The following is a 15,846-nucleotide window of genomic DNA, read 5'->3' on the forward strand; positions in this document are numbered from 1 at the left end:
GGCGGGGGCCGGGGGAAGCGCTCGGCGAACTCCTTCTTGAGCTCCGTGGGGGACTTCTCCGGGCTCCAGATGCTGTCGCGCAGCGACTTGTATTCCGTGGGGGACAGCTGGCCCCGCTCCTCGGCGTCGGCCAGGACTTCCACCACCTCGAAGGCGGGGGCCTTCTCCGGGAACTCGTGCTGCTGGAGCTCCTCCGGGGCCTCGTGCTTGGCCAGGAAGCTGAATGAGCGCGTGAGCTTGAGCGCCGTCTGCTTCTTGATGTGGAGCTCCTTGAGGCAGTAGGCCTCGAAGGAGGCGTGGCCCCACTCCTCGTACTTCGCTTCGTCCCGGACCTGGACGAGCAGCTTGCCCAGCTCCGCCCAGGTGGACTTGAAGCGCTTGGCGGCGAGCAGGACGGTGTGGCGGAACGTCCCCGGGGGGACGCTCATGGCCTTCTTGGCGATTTCGACTTCGGCGACAGAGGCGGACATGCCTGTTGTATCGGGCACGTCCGCAGGGTGGGCAAGAAAGTCGCCCTACCCTCGCTTGCCGATATTGAACGAGAGCCCCACGGTGGCGCGCTCACCTTCGTAGGCCTTGAAGGGCCACTTCTTCAGCTCCGCGAACAAGCACTCGAAGAGTGGGCCCTGCTTGAACTGGGGGTTGTCCACCCAGAGTTTGTTCACGCGCCCGTCGTTCCCGATGACGAACTCCATGGGGATCTTCGCGGCCAGACCGGGCGTGCGCTCGGCCTCTTCCTTGAAGCAGCGGAAGAGCTTGGACTGGTTGCCCGCGACGACGCGGTTGATGGCGCCCTGGTCGAACTGCTGGGCCATCTCCAGGCCGTCCGGATCCGTGGAGACGCTGCCCGTGCGGGGCGGCGGCCGGTTGCCCGCGACGGCGGCGGTGGCCACCGCGCCACTTCCGGCTGTCTTGCCGGTGGCGTTGCCCTGCCCCGCGGGACGATCCGGGCGGCGCGGATCATTGGTCGGATAGGCGAAGAGGTCCTCGTCGTCCCCGCGCGCCTGGGCCAGGCGGATGGTGGGCGGGTCCATGGTGATGCCGTCGCCCTCCTCCGTCGCGCCGAACAGGCCGTACACGGCGGCGTTGCGCGCCAGGTACCAGCCGGTGACGCCCAACAGGAGCGCCACGCCCGCGGCGACGCCGGCCAGCACCTTCACCCGCTTCTGGTTGCGGGCCTGTTCGACGAGCATCGTCTGGGCGACGCGGCCCTGCGCCTCGAAGCGTGCGATGTGCACCTGGAAGGCGGCGGTGTCCCGGAGGTTGCGGAACTCCCGCTCACCGGCCGGGGCCACCGGGCTGTCGGGGGTCAACTCCCCCGTGTAGAGCTTCTCCACCACCTGGGACGCGGTGATGGGCCCCAGCACCAGGTCGCCCTGTCGGAAAAGCCACTGCCCATCACTGTCGATCGCGAGTTCTTGAGCGGCCAGCATTCGCGCGGGAGTATCGTGTTTCTCCCGTCGACACCGCAACGCCGTGGCCAGGTCCTCTCTCAGACGAATTCCCGCCGTACTGTGGACTTGGTATCGCGGTGGAAACTTCCGCGGCTTCCAGCGCCAGGTGGAAGGCCCCACGGTCCAGGACGCGCTCGAAAACGCCCTGGAGCAGGCAGGCTCACCGGCCACGGTGATGCCGTCCGGGCGCACCGACCGGGGCGTGCACGCGCGGATGCAGGTCATCAGCCTGCGCCTCAATGAGGACGTGCCCCTGGAGTCGCTGCCCGCGCGGCTGTCGCCGCACCTTTCCCCTGACGTGGGGCTGTGCATCGCGAAGCGGCCGCCCGGCGCCTTCCATGCGCAGTGGAGCGCGAGCGGCAAGGAGTACCGCTACCACCTGACGCTGGGTGCGCCGCCTCCGGAAACCTGGAGGCCGTACGCGCTGGACGTGGCGGCGGACGAAACGCTCAAAGCAGGCCACCGGGTGACGCCGGAGAAGCTGGAGGCGCTGCTCGCCCGCGCCGTGGGCACGCGGGACTTCACCGCGTTCCACGAGCGCTCCAGTCCCCAGAAGCCGCGCACGCTTGAGTCCGCCACCCTGCGGGAGCTGGGCGGAGGCCTCTTCGAGGCGCGGCTGACGGGAGACGGCTTCGCGCGCTACCAGGTGCGGTACCTGGTGGGCAGCGCGCTGAAGGTGGCCGCGGGGCTCCTGTCCGAGGAGCAGTGGCACGCGGCGCTGGAGTCGGGGACCGCCCTGGCCGGCTTCAAGGCCCCGGCGCATGGGCTGGTGTTGTGGGAGGTCCGCTATCCTTCCGCGGTGGACCCTTTCGGGCCCGGCGAGCGCCTCCACCCGCCCGGTCTGCCCGACGCGCCACCCTTCACGGGAGCGCCGCCGGGCTGACGTGGCGCTTCAGTCCACGAAGCGCGCTTCGTACTTCGCCAGCAGATCCGAGATGGCCTCCCGGAGGTACTCGCTCTGACGGATGCGCGTGGAGCGCGACAGCTCCTTCAGGGCATCCAACTTCTCGCGGTTGAGACGAAACACGACCGAGGTGAGGCGGGGATTCATGTCCAAGTGCGCAACCTCCGACAGATACACACACCCTCTCACAATGTCGGACAACCTCAAGAAAACAACCTACGAGGCTGAACCCACCGGGATGATCCACTGCAACCCGGTGAAGAGCTCGGTGTCCGCGCGCAGTCCGGAGCCGAACCCGAACGTGAAGCCGAGCCCGCCGTACAGCGCGAAATGATCCGAGAGGGTGTGTCTGGCGCCGAACCCTATGCGAGGCCCCAGCCACGGCCCAGAAATCGGACGCACGGAAACGCCCAGGTCGAAGAAGGTCCGCCACGACTCGGATCCGAAGACGCTGCGGTAGCCGGTGATCAGCGCCAGCTCCTCCCCCGGGCGGCCGGTGCTGCCGCGCGCGAGGAGGAACACCTCGTCCCCCTCGTAGCCCACGGTGATCGCGGCCCCCAGGTCCAGGTGCCCGGCGAGCCCGGACACGGCGGCGTCCCCGCTGATCCGTTCGGAGTACGTGGCCCCGGGCCCCACCGTGAGGATCAGCGAGCGCCGGCGGGCGTAGGGCCCATCATCCAGGTACTCCACGGCGGCGGCGGGGGTGGCCAGCGCCAGGCCCAGCGCGATCAGGAAACCCGAGGGGAGGCCCTTCACCCCACCACCGGGAGCTTGAAGCCCTCGGTGTGCCCCTGCCCTGCCCCGGCCGCGGGGGCGATGCCGGCGGCCTCGTTGAGGCGGCCGGAGCGGAAGGGCTCCAGATCCAGGGCCACGAACTTGAAGCCCAGGGACTTGAAGGCGCCGTTGATCCGCTCGCGGATGCCGGCCTCGAAGAAGCGCGGGTACTCCTCGCTGGCCAGCTCGATGCGCGCCACGTCCTGGTGGTAGCGCACGCGGAACTGCTTGAAGGCCAGCGCGCGCAGCTCCGACTCCGCGGCGGCGATCTGCAGGAGCCGGTCACGCGTCACGGAGGTGCCATAGGGGATGCGCGACGCCAGGCACGCCATCTGCGGCTTGTCCCAGGTGGGCAGCCCCAGCTTGCGGCTCCACGCGCGGATCTCATCCTTGGTGAGCCCGGCCTGCGCCAGGGGGGACACCACCCGGTGCTCCTTCGCGGCCTTGTGGCCGGGCCGGTGATCCTTGAAGTCGTCCGCGTTGAAGCCGTCCATCACCACGGACAGCCCCAGCTCCGCGCGCTTCGCCTCGCAGAGGTCGTACAGCTCCGTCTTGCAGAAGTAGCAGCGGTTGGTGGGGTTGGCGGCGTAGCTGGGGTTCGCCAGCTCGTTGCTGGAGACGACGACGTGCCGGGCGCCCAGGCGGTCCGCCAGCTCGCGGGCCTCGCGCTCCTCCTCTGGTGCGACGGAGGCGGACAGCGCGGTGAGCGCCAGGGCGCGCTCGCCCAGCACCTCCGCCGCGATGGCGAGGACGAAGGTGGAGTCGACGCCGCCGGAGAACGCCACCAGCGCGCTGCCGTGGGCTCGCAGGGCGTCGCGCATCGCCTCCAGCTTGGGGCGGGACGCTTCACAGAGGGCTTCAATCCGCTCGGGGCTCAGCATGGGGGACTCCTAAAACGGAAGGGCCCCGGATTGCACGCGCATCGCGCGGGCAACCTGGAGCCCTTCGACAATCTGAACGGCGGTGGGGACTACCGGGCCTTGCCCTTGGCGGCCTTCTTCTTCGCGGCCGGGGCCGGCTTGCCCACGCGGGCGGCGCGGGTGGCCGGACGCGCCTTTGCGCCCTTGGAACCCTTGTCCGCCTTGGGGGCCTTGGCGGCCTTCACGGCGGCGACACGGACCGGCGGGTCCTCTTCGTCGCGGCGGGCCTTCTTCGACGGCAGCGGGTTGGCCTTCATCTTCTTGCCGGTGATGGTCTTCAGCTCGTCCGTGGACATCAGACCCAGGTCCAGCAGGGCCTGGAAGATCTTCGTCCCGCCGTCCTCCACCGACTCCGAGTCGGAGTAGATGGTCACCTCGGGAGAGGTGGGCGGCTCGTACGGCTCCGTGATGCCGATGAAGTTGGGGATCTCCCCGTTGAGCGCCTTCTTGTACTTGCCGGTGGTGTCGCGCTCGATGAGCTTCTCCGTGGGGCAGTCCACGTAGACCTCCACGTACTTGCCCACCGAGCGGCGCACCTCCTCGCGGCTCGACTTGTAGGGGCTCACGCAGGGGACGAGCACCGCGACGCCGTTGCGGGCCATGAGGCCGGCGACGAAGCCCAGGCGGCGCACGACCATGTTGCGCTCGTCCTTGGTGTCGCCGATGCCAGCCCACAGGTCGTTCTGGAGTTCGCCCTCGTCGAGGACCTCCACGTTACGTCCGACCTGGCGGAGCCGGGCCGCGATGTAGGCGGCCGTCGTGGTCTTCCCAGTTCCGGACATGCCGGTGAGCCAGAGGGTGAATCCGTTGTTGGTGGCCATAAGGGTTCTAACTCCCTGCGTCCGGAGCGCTTCTTGCACGCGGCGTGGGACGCGGCAGATCCAATAGACCGCCGCTTTATAGACGAAAACCCAGTGACTTGACAATTCGGACCCACCTTTCCGTAGGTGGGGTCGGCTGCAGGGCAAGTTCCCGCCCTTACACGGGTTTTTCAAACCTGAAATCCGCCAATGCAAGCGGAACAGTCTGAAAATCCCCTGCACTCCAAACAGACCGGGAGGCGGAGGCGGCACGGCCTCCGCGTATGGCGACCACGACGTAGGACACCTGGGGCAGCAGTGGGATTCCCGAGGGAGCAGCCTGGCGGCGGTCTTCCGCGGAGAACACCGCGGGCGCGTCCACGTGCGAGTGGAAGACGCAGGCCACCGCCTCCTGTCGCGCGTCCGCGTCCAGGCACACCTGGAGCCACGCCTCTGGCGCGAAGGCGTAGGCGACGTGTGGCGTGGGAGAGGCGTTGGGCAGGGGGATGACCCGCCAGGAGTCACCCTCCCCCGCCCCGCTCCGGAGGATCACGCCGCAGCCTTCCTGGGGCCATGCACCTTCCAGGTGGCGGATCATCCGGGCGAGGACTTCCGGCGGGGCGTGCTGGCTCAGGGCTTCGCTTCCGCCGCCGCGCAGCGCGAGCACCGGCGGAGCTCCAGGTCCGTCATCGCGCCCGGAGCGCTCAACCACCGGCCGCCCAGCGACGGGCCCAGACCCAGCCGCAGCCGCTGGAACACGAGCGCGCCCAAGGCGCCCAGGGCGACGCCCATGGCTCCGTCCGGCGGTGTGCCCAGGTGGCGCACCGTCTCGCCGAAGCACCAGACGCACCCGTCCGCGCCCCGGAACACCACCGCGCCGCGCGCGCCGTCGCCGCCCAGCGCGACCCAGGGGGCCTCTCCGCTCCAGGCCGCCGGCAGCTCCGCGAGCAGCCCGCCGCCGGGCGTGCCCACCGCGTCCGGGTTCACCTCCGGCACCACGCGCGCCAGCACCTCCGCCACGGGCTGGCCCACGTCGTGCGCGGACGCGAGGAACCCCGGTGACCAGGGCCCCATGGTCAGCGAACCCACGCCCGTCACCGGGGTCCCGCCGCCCGCCAGGTACGCCGTGGCCGTGAGGCCGGACGCGCCCAGCCCGTCCACGCGCGCGCCGCCCGCCAGCAGGGCCTCCTGCCCGCGCCCGCCCACGTCCCTCAGGAGGATCTGCCGGGAGTAGCGGAGAATCTGATCCTCGCGCAGCGCCATGACGGCCCCTTCAGCCCCCCGCCATCGCGGGGATGAGGGTGATCCGGTCCGCGTCCTTCACGGGTGTGTCCAGGGCCTTGAGCGCGCGCACGTCCTCTTCGTTGAGGAAGACGTTCACGTACCGGCGCACGGCGCCCTTGTCGTCGAAGAGGCGCGCGCCCATGCCGGGATAGCGCGCGTCCAGGTCGCGCAGCACGTCGCCCACGGTGGCGCCGGTGGCCTGGACCTCGGACTTGTTGCCCGTCAGCGTCCTCATGGGTGTCGGAATGCGAATCGTGGCCATTGGCTCATGTCCCCCGCTTGCGGATGATCAACCGGTGCGTGCCGTCCCCGCGTGGCTCCAGGGACACCACGTCGTGGCCCTCGTCCTTGGCGCTGCGGGGCACGTTCTTCAGGGGCTCGTCGCCCTTGAGCAGCACCTCCAGCAGCGTGTCCGGGGGCAGCGACTCCAGCTTCAGCTTGGTGCGCACGTAGGTCATCGGACACACCTCGCGGGTGATGTCCAACGTCGCCGTCACGTCGGGCATGCGGTGTCCTCCTGGGACGAAGGGAACGGGGGCAGCGTCTGGATGGCGCACCCCGGGCAGTCGGGCGCGCGCGTCACCTTCACGGTGCGCCCTTCCAGAGTCTCGCCGTCGAGCACGTGCAGCGTGGCCTGACCGCGAGGGCCCGTGGCCGCGCCCGCCAGCAGTTCTAGCGCCAGCAGCGCCTGCACCGCGCCGATGAGCCCCGCCATCGCGCCCAGCACGCCCGCCTGCGCGCAGGTGGGCACCGCGTCCGGAGGCGGCACGTCCTCATAGAGGCAGCGCAGGCACGGGCCGCCGGGGTCGATTCGCAGGGCCTGGCCGTGCATGCGCAGCACGCCGCCGTACACGAGCGGCACGCCGGTGAGCACCGCCACGTCCGACAGGAAGAACTTGGTCGCGACGCCGTCGGTGGCGTCCACCACCAGGTCGTGCTCGCGGAAGAGCGCTTCGGCGTTGCCCGCGTCCAGCCGCTCCGGCAGGGCCTCCACGCTCAAGCCGGGGAAGGCGCGCAGGAGGCCGGCGGCGGCGGACTCCGCCTTGAAGCGGCCCACGTCCTGGGTGCGGTGCCAGAGCTGCCGGGGCAGGTTCGTCACGTCCACCCGGTCCGGATCCACCAACGTCAGGTGGCCCACACCGCCCTGCGCCAACGCGAGCGACGCCGGACAGCCCAGGCCGCCTGCTCCCACCACCAGCACCCGCGCGCGCTCGATGCGGGTGGCGTGGGGGATGCGCGCGTGATGGTCGGTATCCGGGGAACCGTGCATGGGGCTGGTGCTCCGCGAGGAACGAACGAATATGGTGCGGCGACTCCACGTCCTGACTTCAGGACGCTCCCGAAGCCTTCCCTACCCGCCGCCGTCACAAGCGGCCCTCACCTGCCAGGACATATGAAAAACCTGACCGGCGCGCTCGTGTTTTCCACCCTGCTGTCCCTGGCTGTCGGCTGCCACAAGAACACCGGAGAGAGCCCTGACGCGGCCACGCAGACCGGCACCGTCAAGGAGGAGCTCCAGTCGGGCCACGAGGCCGCTCCCCCGGAGGCCACCGCCGAGGCCGGCACGAAGGACGCGAGCGCCGTGACCTACGACTCGGGCGCCACCGACCGCCTGGCCCTGGAGGCCTGCGTGGACGGCTGGCTCAAGGCCCACAACCTGGACAAGTACGGCAGCCAGAAGGGCACCATGTACGCGGGCGGCTCGCCCCTGTTCGACGAGCGCACGGGGCAGAGCACCGACCGCCTGGACTTCGTCCTCGCCCGCCAGCCCGAGGCCAAGAAGGCGTGCGTGGACGAAGGCGCCGCCAAGTAGCGCGTTCCCCCCTTCCGCACCCGCCAGGACGCTCTCCTGGCGGCTTGCCGGGAATTCCGCTCCCCGGGAAGGTCCCGTAAGCTGCCGCTCGAATGGACAGCGACCCCCGACCCGGCGACGACCACCCGGCCCATGACCTGAAGGCCCGCGTCCGCGCCGTGCTGGAGCGCCGCAACCTCACGGATAACGTGTCCGCGGAGCAGGCGGCGGCCTCCTGGGAGCAGGACCGCTTCGTCGCCCGGGCCCGCGCGCTGTTCTACGCGCGGATGATGTTCCTCACGTTGGGCCTGCTCATCCTCGCGGTGCCCGCGTGGAGCGGCTACTTCGGCTTCAACGGGCCCATCTCCTTCCTGGGCTACTTCGCGATGCTCCTCTACAGCGTCGCGAACCTGCTCGTCATCGACCACCCGAAGGCGGGCCGGTGGGTGACGTACCTGTCGCTGTGCTTCGACCTGCTGATCACCGTGGTGCTCATCGCCCGGCCGCAGGTGGGCGGCGGCCTTCAAAGCCCGCTGCTGGCGACGCAGCTGCTGTTCACCACGCTCTTCGCCATCCTCTTCCCCAAGCCGCTGGCCATCCTGCCGCCGCTCCTGGCGCTGCCCATCACCACGCGCCTGGACCTGCTGCTCAACCGCTCCGTGACGGCGGTGGAGCTGCTCACGCTGCTCTGGTACCTGGGGCTCAACTTCATCATCGTCTACGTGCTCGTGTACCTGAACGAGCGCGAGGCCACCGCGCACCGCGAGGTGGTGTCCCTGCAGGGCGACCTGAAGGAGCTGGCGGTGGTGGAGGAGCGCAACCGGCTGGCTCGCGAAATCCATGACGGCCTGGGCGCGTCCCTGTCCTCGATGATCATCCAGGCGGAGTACATCCTGAACCTCGCGCGCGAGGACGGGCTGCGCACGGAGATCCGCGAGATGAAGGCCACCGCGGAGGAGTCGATTGAAGAGCTGCGCCGCAACCTGCGGATGATGCGCGACGACTTCGAGCTGGCGCAGGGCCTGGAGGACTACGTCAAGACGTTCCGCGACCGAACCGGGCAGGCCATCCGCTTCGAGCGCACGGGCCTGACGCGCAAGCTGCCCCCGGACGCGCAGCTGGCGCTGTTCCGCATCCTCCAGGAGTGTCTGTCCAACGCCGCGAAGCACGCCGAGGCGAAGGAGGTCCAGGTGCGCCTGGACTTCAGCGCGGAGGGCGTGCACCTGGTGGTCCGCGACAACGGCAAGGGCTTCGACCCGGGCCGCACGCCGCGCGGACACTACGGCCTGCTCAACATGCGTGAGCGGGCCATGAAGCTCGGGGGTTCCATCGTGGTGGACTCGGCGCCCGGCGCCGGGGCCCAGGTGGCCTTCTCCCTTCCCTGTCTTTCCGCCTGACACGCACCGGAGCCCGCACCGTGGACCCGACCTCCAATGCCGCCGCCCTCCCCATCCGCGTGTTCGTCGTGGAGGACCAGACCAAGATATTGAAGAACCAGCTGCGCCTCTTCGAAGGCCACCCGGACATCGACATCGTGGGCACCGCGCTGTCAGGCGAGGCCGCGTTGGTGGAGGTGGAGCGCGAGCAGCCGGACGTGCTGCTGCTGGACCTGGGGCTGCCGCGCATGAGCGGCATCGACGTCACCCGCGAGGTGAAGGCGCGCTTCCCGAAGGTGGAGATCCTGATCTTCACCATCTTCGACGAGGAGGACAAGGTCCTCGAAGCCGTGAAGGCGGGCGCGTCCGGCTACCTGCTCAAGGGCGCCACGGTGGACAAGATCGTGGAGGCCATCAAGGAGGTGCGCGCGGGCGGCACGGTCATCCAGCCGAACCTGGCGCGCCGGCTGTTGCGCCACTTCCGCGTGGAGCCGGACACCGCGCCCGTGCCCACGGAGCCGCTGGCCGTGGCGCCGTCCGCCGCGGAGCCCGCTGCTCCGGCGTCCGCGCAGGAGCCGCTGCTCAAGCCGCTGTCGGATCGCGAGCGGGAGATCCTCCAGCTCATCGCCAAGGGCGTGTCCAACAGCGAGGCGGCCCGGCTGCTGTCGCTCTCCAAGGCGACCATCCGCACGCACCTGGAGCACATCTACCGGAAACTCGAAGTGACGAACCGGGTGGAGGCCGTCACCGAGGGCATCCGCAAGGGCCTGATCTCCGTCTAGTTGCGGGCCCTGATGGGTCGGGCCGCTTCTTTTCACGGACGACGCGGTGCGTGGCCTCTATGGTGGGGAGTCTTCGTTCCCCACTGACAGGAGCCCCACCATGGACGTCCGCGCCGCCGTCGCCTTCGAGGCCGGCAAGCCCCTGAGCATCGAAACCGTGCACCTGGAAGGCCCCAAGGCGGGCGAGGTGCTGATCGAGCTGAAGGCCACCGGCCTGTGCCACACCGACGAGTTCACCCGCTCCGGCGCGGACCCGGAAGGTCTGTTCCCCGCCATCTTCGGCCACGAGGGCGCGGGCATCGTCGTGGACGTGGGCCCCGGCGTCACCAGCGTGAAGAAGGGCGACCACGTCATCCCGCTCTACACGCCGGAGTGCCGCGGCTGTAAGTCGTGCCTGTCCCAGAAGACGAACCTGTGCACGGCCATCCGCGCCACGCAGGGCAAGGGCCTGATGCCGGACGGCACCAGCCGCTTCCGCCTGGGCAAGCAGGCCATCCACCACTACATGGGCTGCTCCACGTTCGCGAACTTCACGGTGCTGCCGGAGATCGCCGTGGCGAAGATCCGCGAGGACGCCCCCTTCGACAAGGTCTGCTACATCGGCTGCGGCGTCACCACGGGCGTGGGCGCGGTCGTCTACACCGCGAAGGTGGAGGCCGGCGCGAAGGTCGTCGTCTTCGGCCTGGGCGGCATCGGCCTGAACGTCGTGCAGGCCGCGCGCATGGTGGGCGCGGACATGATCGTCGGCGTGGACCTGAACCCCGCTCGCAAGGAGATCGCGGAGAAGTTCGGGATGACGCACTTCGTGAACCCGAAGGAAGTGGAAGGCGACCTCGTCCCCTACCTGGTGAACCTCACCGGCGGCGGCGCGGACTACAGCTTCGAGTGCATCGGCAACGTGAAGACGATGCGCCAGGCACTGGAGTGCTGCCACCGCGGCTGGGGTGAGAGCATCATCATCGGCGTGGCGGGCGCGGGGCAGGAGATCAGCACCCGCCCGTTCCAGCTCGTCACCGGCCGCGTGTGGAAGGGCAGCGCGTTCGGCGGCGCCCGTGGCCGCACGGACGTGCCGAAGATCGTGGACTGGTACATGGACGGGAAGATCCAGGTCGACCCGCTGATCACCCACACGCTGAAGCTGGAGGAGATCAACCACGGCTTCGACCTGATGCACGAGGGCAAGTCCATCCGCAGCGTGGTGAAGTACGGATGAGCGCCGTGACTCCCACGCTCGTCAGCGAGCACGCGTGCTTCGGAGGGACCCAGTCCTTCTGGAAGCACCCGTCCGAGGCCTGCGGCGGGGAGATGCGCTTCAGCGTCTTCACCCCACCCCAGGCGAAGCACGGCAAGGTGCCCGTGCTGTACTACCTGGCGGGCCTCACCTGCACGGAGGAGACCTTCGTCACCAAGGGCGGCGCGCAGCGCGTGGCGGCGGAGCTGGGGCTGATGCTCGTGGCGCCGGACACCAGTCCTCGCGGCGCGGGCATCCCGGGCGAGGACGCGGACTGGGACTTCGGCACCGGCGCGGGCTTCTACCTGGACGCCACCCAGGAGCCGTGGAAGGCGCGCTACCGCATGGGCACGTACATCACGCAGGAGCTGCCCGGCATCATCGGTGCGCACTTCCCCGCGCGCATGGACCGCGAGGGCATCTTCGGGCACTCCATGGGCGGGCACGGCGCGCTGGTGACGGCGCTGCGCAACCCGGGCCGGTACAAGTCCGTGTCCGCGTTCGCTCCCATTGGGGCTCCCATCCGCAGCCCCTGGGGCAAGAAGGCCTTTGGCGGCTACCTGGGGCCGGATGAGCAGACATGGCGCGAGTACGACGCCACGGAGCTGCTGAAGGCCGGCCGGCGCGTACCGGCGCTGCTCGTGGACCAGGGGACGAAGGACAAGTTCCTGCCGGACCAGCTGCACCCGCACTTCCTCAAGGAAGCCTGCGAGGCGGCGGGCCAGCCCCTCACCCTGCGCATGCAGGAGGGGTACGACCACGGCTACTACTTCGTCTCCACGTTCATGGAAGACCACCTGCGCCACCACTGCGCGGCGCTGAACGCGGGCTGAAAACAGCCCCTGGAGCGCCCTGGGCTTACATGGCCCGGGGCGCCCTCCCCTCAATCCCCCTTCCCTCTCCGGCCCGGACGTGGGAGGCGTGGGGCATGACTGCTTCCTTCAAGTCCCTGGGCCTGTCCCCCGAAACGCTGGGCGCAGTGAAGCGTGCCCGCTTCGGTACCCCCACGCCCATCCAGGCGCAGGCCATCCCGCCCGCGTTGTCCGGCCGCGACGTCATCGGCTGCGCGGCCACCGGCACCGGCAAGACGGCCGCCTACCTGCTCCCCATGATCGAGCGCTTCGCGGGCGAGAAGGGCACCCGGGGCCTCATCCTCACCCCCACGCGCGAGCTGGCGCAGCAGGTGGAGGAGCAGGCCCGCTTCTTCGGTGAGCCCCTGGGCGTCATGCCCGTCCTCATCGTCGGCGGCGAGGACATGAACGCGCAGGTGGATGCGCTGAATTCACGTCCCACCCTCATCGTGGCCACGCCGGGCCGGCTCGTGGACCTGCTGGGCGTGAAGGCCGTGAACCTGTCGCGCATCCAGACGCTGGTGCTGGACGAGGCGGACCGGATGCTCGACATGGGCTTCCTGCCGCAGATCAACCAGATCCTCCACGCGCTGCCCCGCGAGCGCCAGACGATGCTGTTCTCCGCCACCCTGGGCGCGGACGTGACGCGCTTCGGACAGCGCGCCCTGCACAGGCCCGTGCGCGTGGAGGTGACGCCCAGCGGCACGCCCGCGCCTCGCGCCGAACAGCACCTCTACATCGTGAAGCCCGAGGAGAAGTGGCCCCTGCTGCTCACGCTGCTCTCACAGGATCAGGCCAGCGCGCTCGTGTTCGTGCGCACCCAGCAGCGCGCGGACAAGATGAAGGAATTGCTCGCCGCCGCGGGCCACAAGTCCGCCGCCCTGCACGCGGGCCGCACGCAGGCCCAGCGGCGTCAGGCATTGGAGGGCTTCCGCCGCGGGCAGTACCGCTGCCTCGTGGCCACCGACCTGGCGGCGCGCGGCCTGGACGTGGATGACATTGGCCACGTCATCAGCCTGGACGTGCCCCACGGGCCGGAGGACTACGTGCACCGCATCGGCCGGACCGCTCGCGCGGCGGCCAGTGGGCGGGCGTCGTTGTTCGCGCTGGAGGTGGAGCGGCGCACGCTCCAGGACATCGAGCGCATCATCCGCCAGGAGCTTCCCCGCACGGAGGTTCCCCGGAGGGATCCCATCTTCAAGCGGGAGATGGAGGCGTTCGCGGCGAAGCAGCGCGATCCGGGACCGCCCCAGGCCGACCATGGACGCTCCAAGCGGCCCGAAGGCGCGGCGCCCGGGCGGCATGCCCGGACGCACGGCAAGGGCCGGCCGAAGGGTCCCGCGGGTCAGTGATCGTGGTCGTCGTCGGGGCCGTGCGCGTGGCCGTGCTCGAGTTCCTCGGGCGTGGCGGCGCGCACTTCCTTGATGGAGACCTCGAAGTGCAGCTCCTTGCCGGCGAACGGGTGGTTGAAGTCCACCAGCACCGTGTCCTTGCGCACTTCCTTCACCAGGAAGTCGACCTCGTCGCCCTCCGGATCCGTGGCGCTCAGGATGCCGCCGGCCTTGATCTCCAGGTCCTCGGGGAACTCGGTCCGGGGGACCTCCTCGACGCCTTCCGGATCGTAGTCGCCGTAGCCGTCCGCCGCGGAGACGACCGTCTTCAGCGACTCACCCGCGGCCTTGCCCTCCAGCGCCTTCTCCAGGCCGGGGACGATCTCCTCGTAGCCGTGCAGGTAGACGAGCGGCTCGCCCGCCTCGCTCTCGTCCACGACCTTCCCGTCGCCGAGGTGCAGCTTGTAGTCAATGGCGACAACACTGTCCTTGCCGATTTTCATGGGGCCCTCATAGCGCATTCAGTCATGTCGCGGTGGAAGGATGATGATCACCGTTACGGCGTGCACAGGGACGTCCTACCAGCGCATGTGCAGCTCGAAGCGACCGTGTCCATCGTCGGACTCGAGCACCGCGCTGGGATTGGAGGCCCCGGCCTGGCGCAGGGCCTCCTCGCAACACCCCGCCGCGGCTTCCGCCGGGAAGGGATAGCCCTGGAAGGTCACCCGCCAGTCCTTCGGGCCCAGCTCCGTGGAGGTGATCTCCACCGGCTCCATCACGGAGCGGAAGCTCAGCGCCACCCGCTTCATCGCGCGGTCCGGGCCCGCGACCTTCAGGGCCACGTTCACCACCTTGCCCACCAGCGTCTCGAAGTAGCCACGCACCAGGTCCCGGCCCATCTGCCGCAGGGCCTCCTCGCGCGGCCGGCCCGCGTACGCGGCCTGCAGCACCAGGTTCTGGCAGCGCAGGAACACCGACGCCGGATAGCTGGCCCTGGGCCGGTCCGGGTCATAGCCAGCCGCCGCCATTCGCTCGCGCAATCCGCTGTCCAACCGCACGCAGCGCAGCAGCGACTCGAACAGCGTGGACTGGATGACGACCTCGGCCGGGGACATGGACGCTCGAATTGGGGAAACGCGTTGAAACCGGTAAGGCGCGCGACACTACCCTTTCGGGTCCTGGAAGCGAGCCCTCCGGCGATGTCACGTCCAACGCTTGTCGTTTCAAGGCTTTGGAGCATCCAGGGAGGCAATCGACCGCCCTTGGAAACGATTTCCGGGCAGGGCCGTCCGTGAGCCAGGCGATGGAAGGCGTCACGGACGAAGTGCTCATGGACCAGTTCCGCCAGGGAGACGAGCCGGCGTTCGAGGCGCTGTTCGCCCGGCATGCCGGGCGTGTGCACGGCTTCCTCGCCCGCATGGTGAGGGACGGGCCGCTGGCGGAGGACCTCATGCAGACGACCTTCCTGTCCGTCATCCGAGCCCGGGGCCGCTACGAGCCGGGCACCCGCTTCACCCCCTGGCTGCTCACCATCGCGGCGAACGCGGCCCGGGACGCGCTGCGGCATCAGCAGCACGTGGACGCGCACGCGCACGCGCCGCAGGAAGGGCCCACGTCGGTGCCCGCGCCGGACGGAGACCCGGCCATGCGCCGGCGCATCGAGGACGCGCTCCAGCAACTGCCCGTGGAGCAGCGCGAGGCGGTGGTGCTGAGCAAGATGGAGGGCTGGTCCTTCGAGGAGATCGCCGAGATGCGCGGCATCCGCGCGGGCGCGGCCCGGCTCCGGGCGCACCGGGGCTACGAGAAGCTGCGTGAGCTGCTGGGTGGACTGGAGGACGTGTCATGAGCCCTCCGACCGACCCATGGCGGTCCACCCCGCCCCGCCTGGACCCGAAGGCGATGGAGCGAGCGCTGGCGGCATCACGCGCGGAGCTGGCCCTGAAGCGGCCGGTGCGAGGGTGGCGTTCGCAGGCGGTGGGGCTGTTCGCGGCGTCCGCGGGCCTGGCGCTCGCGGTGATGGGCGTGCTCCTGGCGCTGGGGCGCACCACGGGCTCGATGCTGGTGGGCCGCGCGCCCATGCTGGTGATGCTGCTGTCCACGGGCGCGGTGTGCTCCTGGGGGGCGCTGTCTCCACGCGGGCGCAGGCTGCGCTGGGTGGGCGTGGGCATGGCGCTGATGAGCTCCGCGCTGCTGGTGCTGACGCGCGCCACCCCGCGGGGCCCTTCCACCCTCCCCGAGTGGGTGTGCACGTTGAGCCACGTGGCGCTGGCGCTGGTGCCCCTGGTGGTGGCGCTGGTGGCGTTGCGGTCGGCGGTGTTCGACCCGCTGCGCGCGGCGGTGGCGGGGC

22 protein-coding genes are annotated in these 15,846 nt (G+C 70.0%); 9 read left to right on the forward strand and 13 right to left on the reverse strand.

Features of this window, described 5'->3' with window-relative positions:
• On the reverse strand, nucleotides 1-488 hold a 488-nt coding region (locus D7Y21_RS34010; protein ID WP_199735548.1), incomplete at its 3' end, for a hypothetical protein.
• A 27-nt stretch (nucleotides 489-515) separates the two neighbouring features.
• On the reverse strand, nucleotides 516-1,433 hold the full coding sequence (locus D7Y21_RS34015) for an AgmX/PglI C-terminal domain-containing protein (protein ID WP_121717895.1): 918 nt from the start codon (nucleotides 1,431-1,433) through the stop codon (nucleotides 516-518).
• A gap of 43 nt (nucleotides 1,434-1,476) precedes the next feature.
• Between D7Y21_RS34015 and D7Y21_RS34020 the strand changes: the two genes are divergently transcribed.
• Entirely contained in the window at nucleotides 1,477-2,337 is an 861-nt protein-coding gene (locus D7Y21_RS34020; protein ID WP_120563011.1) for a tRNA pseudouridine(38-40) synthase TruA, read from the forward strand.
• Between the two features lie 9 nt (nucleotides 2,338-2,346).
• On the opposite strand, the gene D7Y21_RS34025 is transcribed toward D7Y21_RS34020, so the two are convergent.
• From D7Y21_RS34025 to D7Y21_RS34065, 9 genes are all read right to left on the reverse strand, one after another.
• Entirely contained in the window at nucleotides 2,347-2,511 is a 165-nt protein-coding gene (locus D7Y21_RS34025; protein WP_120563010.1) for a ribbon-helix-helix domain-containing protein, read from the reverse strand.
• Nucleotides 2,512-2,574: 63 nt separating this feature from the next.
• The gene (locus D7Y21_RS34030) at nucleotides 2,575-3,114 is read right to left on the reverse strand and encodes a hypothetical protein (RefSeq protein ID WP_233612386.1); all 540 of its coding nucleotides are present in this window, start codon (nucleotides 3,112-3,114) and stop codon (nucleotides 2,575-2,577) included.
• The gene (gene larE, locus D7Y21_RS34035) at nucleotides 3,111-4,013 is read right to left on the reverse strand and encodes an ATP-dependent sacrificial sulfur transferase LarE (RefSeq protein ID WP_120563009.1); all 903 of its coding nucleotides are present in this window, start codon (nucleotides 4,011-4,013) and stop codon (nucleotides 3,111-3,113) included. Before larE ends, D7Y21_RS34030 begins: the two co-directional genes overlap by 4 nt.
• A gap of 89 nt (nucleotides 4,014-4,102) precedes the next feature.
• The gene (gene cysC, locus D7Y21_RS34040) at nucleotides 4,103-4,873 is read right to left on the reverse strand and encodes an adenylyl-sulfate kinase (protein WP_120563008.1); all 771 of its coding nucleotides are present in this window, start codon (nucleotides 4,871-4,873) and stop codon (nucleotides 4,103-4,105) included.
• A 157-nt stretch (nucleotides 4,874-5,030) separates the two neighbouring features.
• Entirely contained in the window at nucleotides 5,031-5,564 is a 534-nt protein-coding gene (locus tag D7Y21_RS34045) for a Mov34/MPN/PAD-1 family protein (RefSeq protein WP_370039650.1), read from the reverse strand.
• Nucleotides 5,483-6,115 carry a ThiF family adenylyltransferase gene (locus D7Y21_RS34050; protein ID WP_120563006.1) on the reverse strand — a complete coding sequence of 211 codons (633 nt, stop codon included), beginning with the start codon at nucleotides 6,113-6,115 and terminating at the stop codon, nucleotides 5,483-5,485. Before D7Y21_RS34050 ends, D7Y21_RS34045 begins: the two co-directional genes overlap by 82 nt.
• A gap of 10 nt (nucleotides 6,116-6,125) precedes the next feature.
• The gene (locus tag D7Y21_RS34055) at nucleotides 6,126-6,398 is read right to left on the reverse strand and encodes a ubiquitin-like small modifier protein 1 (RefSeq protein WP_121717896.1); all 273 of its coding nucleotides are present in this window, start codon (nucleotides 6,396-6,398) and stop codon (nucleotides 6,126-6,128) included.
• A gap of 4 nt (nucleotides 6,399-6,402) precedes the next feature.
• Nucleotides 6,403-6,642, reverse strand: coding sequence for a sulfurtransferase TusA family protein (locus tag D7Y21_RS34060; protein WP_120563004.1), 240 nt, complete (start codon nucleotides 6,640-6,642; stop codon nucleotides 6,403-6,405).
• Nucleotides 6,630-7,406 (reverse strand): HesA/MoeB/ThiF family protein, encoded by a 777-nt coding sequence (locus tag D7Y21_RS34065; RefSeq protein WP_120563003.1) that lies wholly within the window; start codon nucleotides 7,404-7,406, stop codon nucleotides 6,630-6,632. Before D7Y21_RS34065 ends, D7Y21_RS34060 begins: the two co-directional genes overlap by 13 nt.
• A gap of 123 nt (nucleotides 7,407-7,529) precedes the next feature.
• On the opposite strand from D7Y21_RS34065, the gene D7Y21_RS34070 reads away from it, so the two are divergent.
• The 6 genes from D7Y21_RS34070 to D7Y21_RS34095 all read left to right on the forward strand — a co-directional run bounded on the left by D7Y21_RS34070 (nucleotide 7,530) and on the right by D7Y21_RS34095 (nucleotide 13,520).
• Nucleotides 7,530-7,949, forward strand: coding sequence for a hypothetical protein (locus D7Y21_RS34070; protein WP_120563002.1), 420 nt, complete (start codon nucleotides 7,530-7,532; stop codon nucleotides 7,947-7,949).
• A 92-nt stretch (nucleotides 7,950-8,041) separates the two neighbouring features.
• Entirely contained in the window at nucleotides 8,042-9,325 is a 1,284-nt protein-coding gene (locus D7Y21_RS34075) for a sensor histidine kinase (protein WP_120563001.1), read from the forward strand.
• A 20-nt stretch (nucleotides 9,326-9,345) separates the two neighbouring features.
• The gene (locus D7Y21_RS34080) at nucleotides 9,346-10,086 is read left to right on the forward strand and encodes a response regulator transcription factor (protein WP_120563000.1); all 741 of its coding nucleotides are present in this window, start codon (nucleotides 9,346-9,348) and stop codon (nucleotides 10,084-10,086) included.
• Nucleotides 10,087-10,186: 100 nt separating this feature from the next.
• Nucleotides 10,187-11,299, forward strand: a complete 1,113-nt coding sequence (locus D7Y21_RS34085; protein WP_014396689.1) for an S-(hydroxymethyl)glutathione dehydrogenase/class III alcohol dehydrogenase — start codon at nucleotides 10,187-10,189, stop codon at nucleotides 11,297-11,299.
• Nucleotides 11,296-12,150 carry an S-formylglutathione hydrolase gene (gene fghA, locus D7Y21_RS34090; protein ID WP_121717897.1) on the forward strand — a complete coding sequence of 285 codons (855 nt, stop codon included), beginning with the start codon at nucleotides 11,296-11,298 and terminating at the stop codon, nucleotides 12,148-12,150. The genes D7Y21_RS34085 and fghA overlap by 4 nt, the downstream gene beginning before the upstream one ends.
• A gap of 95 nt (nucleotides 12,151-12,245) precedes the next feature.
• Nucleotides 12,246-13,520, forward strand: a complete 1,275-nt coding sequence (locus tag D7Y21_RS34095; RefSeq protein WP_121717898.1) for a DEAD/DEAH box helicase — start codon at nucleotides 12,246-12,248, stop codon at nucleotides 13,518-13,520.
• On the opposite strand, the gene D7Y21_RS34100 is transcribed toward D7Y21_RS34095, so the two are convergent.
• Both D7Y21_RS34100 and D7Y21_RS34105 read right to left on the reverse strand, forming a co-directional pair.
• Nucleotides 13,514-14,002 carry a peptidylprolyl isomerase gene (locus D7Y21_RS34100; protein WP_121717899.1) on the reverse strand — a complete coding sequence of 163 codons (489 nt, stop codon included), beginning with the start codon at nucleotides 14,000-14,002 and terminating at the stop codon, nucleotides 13,514-13,516. The two genes, D7Y21_RS34095 and D7Y21_RS34100, sit on opposite strands and share 7 nt — an antisense overlap.
• 75 nt (nucleotides 14,003-14,077) lie before the next feature.
• The gene (locus tag D7Y21_RS34105) at nucleotides 14,078-14,614 is read right to left on the reverse strand and encodes a DUF2378 family protein (protein WP_121717900.1); all 537 of its coding nucleotides are present in this window, start codon (nucleotides 14,612-14,614) and stop codon (nucleotides 14,078-14,080) included.
• Between the two features lie 188 nt (nucleotides 14,615-14,802).
• On the opposite strand from D7Y21_RS34105, the gene D7Y21_RS34110 reads away from it, so the two are divergent.
• Together D7Y21_RS34110 and D7Y21_RS34115 are read left to right on the forward strand one after the other, a co-directional pair.
• Nucleotides 14,803-15,345 (forward strand): RNA polymerase sigma factor, encoded by a 543-nt coding sequence (locus D7Y21_RS34110; RefSeq protein WP_121717901.1) that lies wholly within the window; start codon nucleotides 14,803-14,805, stop codon nucleotides 15,343-15,345.
• Nucleotides 15,342-15,846 (forward strand): DUF1109 domain-containing protein (locus D7Y21_RS34115; protein ID WP_121717902.1); only part of this gene is annotated, 505 nt, incomplete at its 3' end. The genes D7Y21_RS34110 and D7Y21_RS34115, both read left to right, overlap by 4 nt.

The sequence above is a fragment of the Corallococcus sp. AB045 genome, from assembly GCF_003668895.1.
Taxonomy (GTDB): Bacteria; Myxococcota; Myxococcia; order Myxococcales; family Myxococcaceae; genus Corallococcus; species Corallococcus coralloides.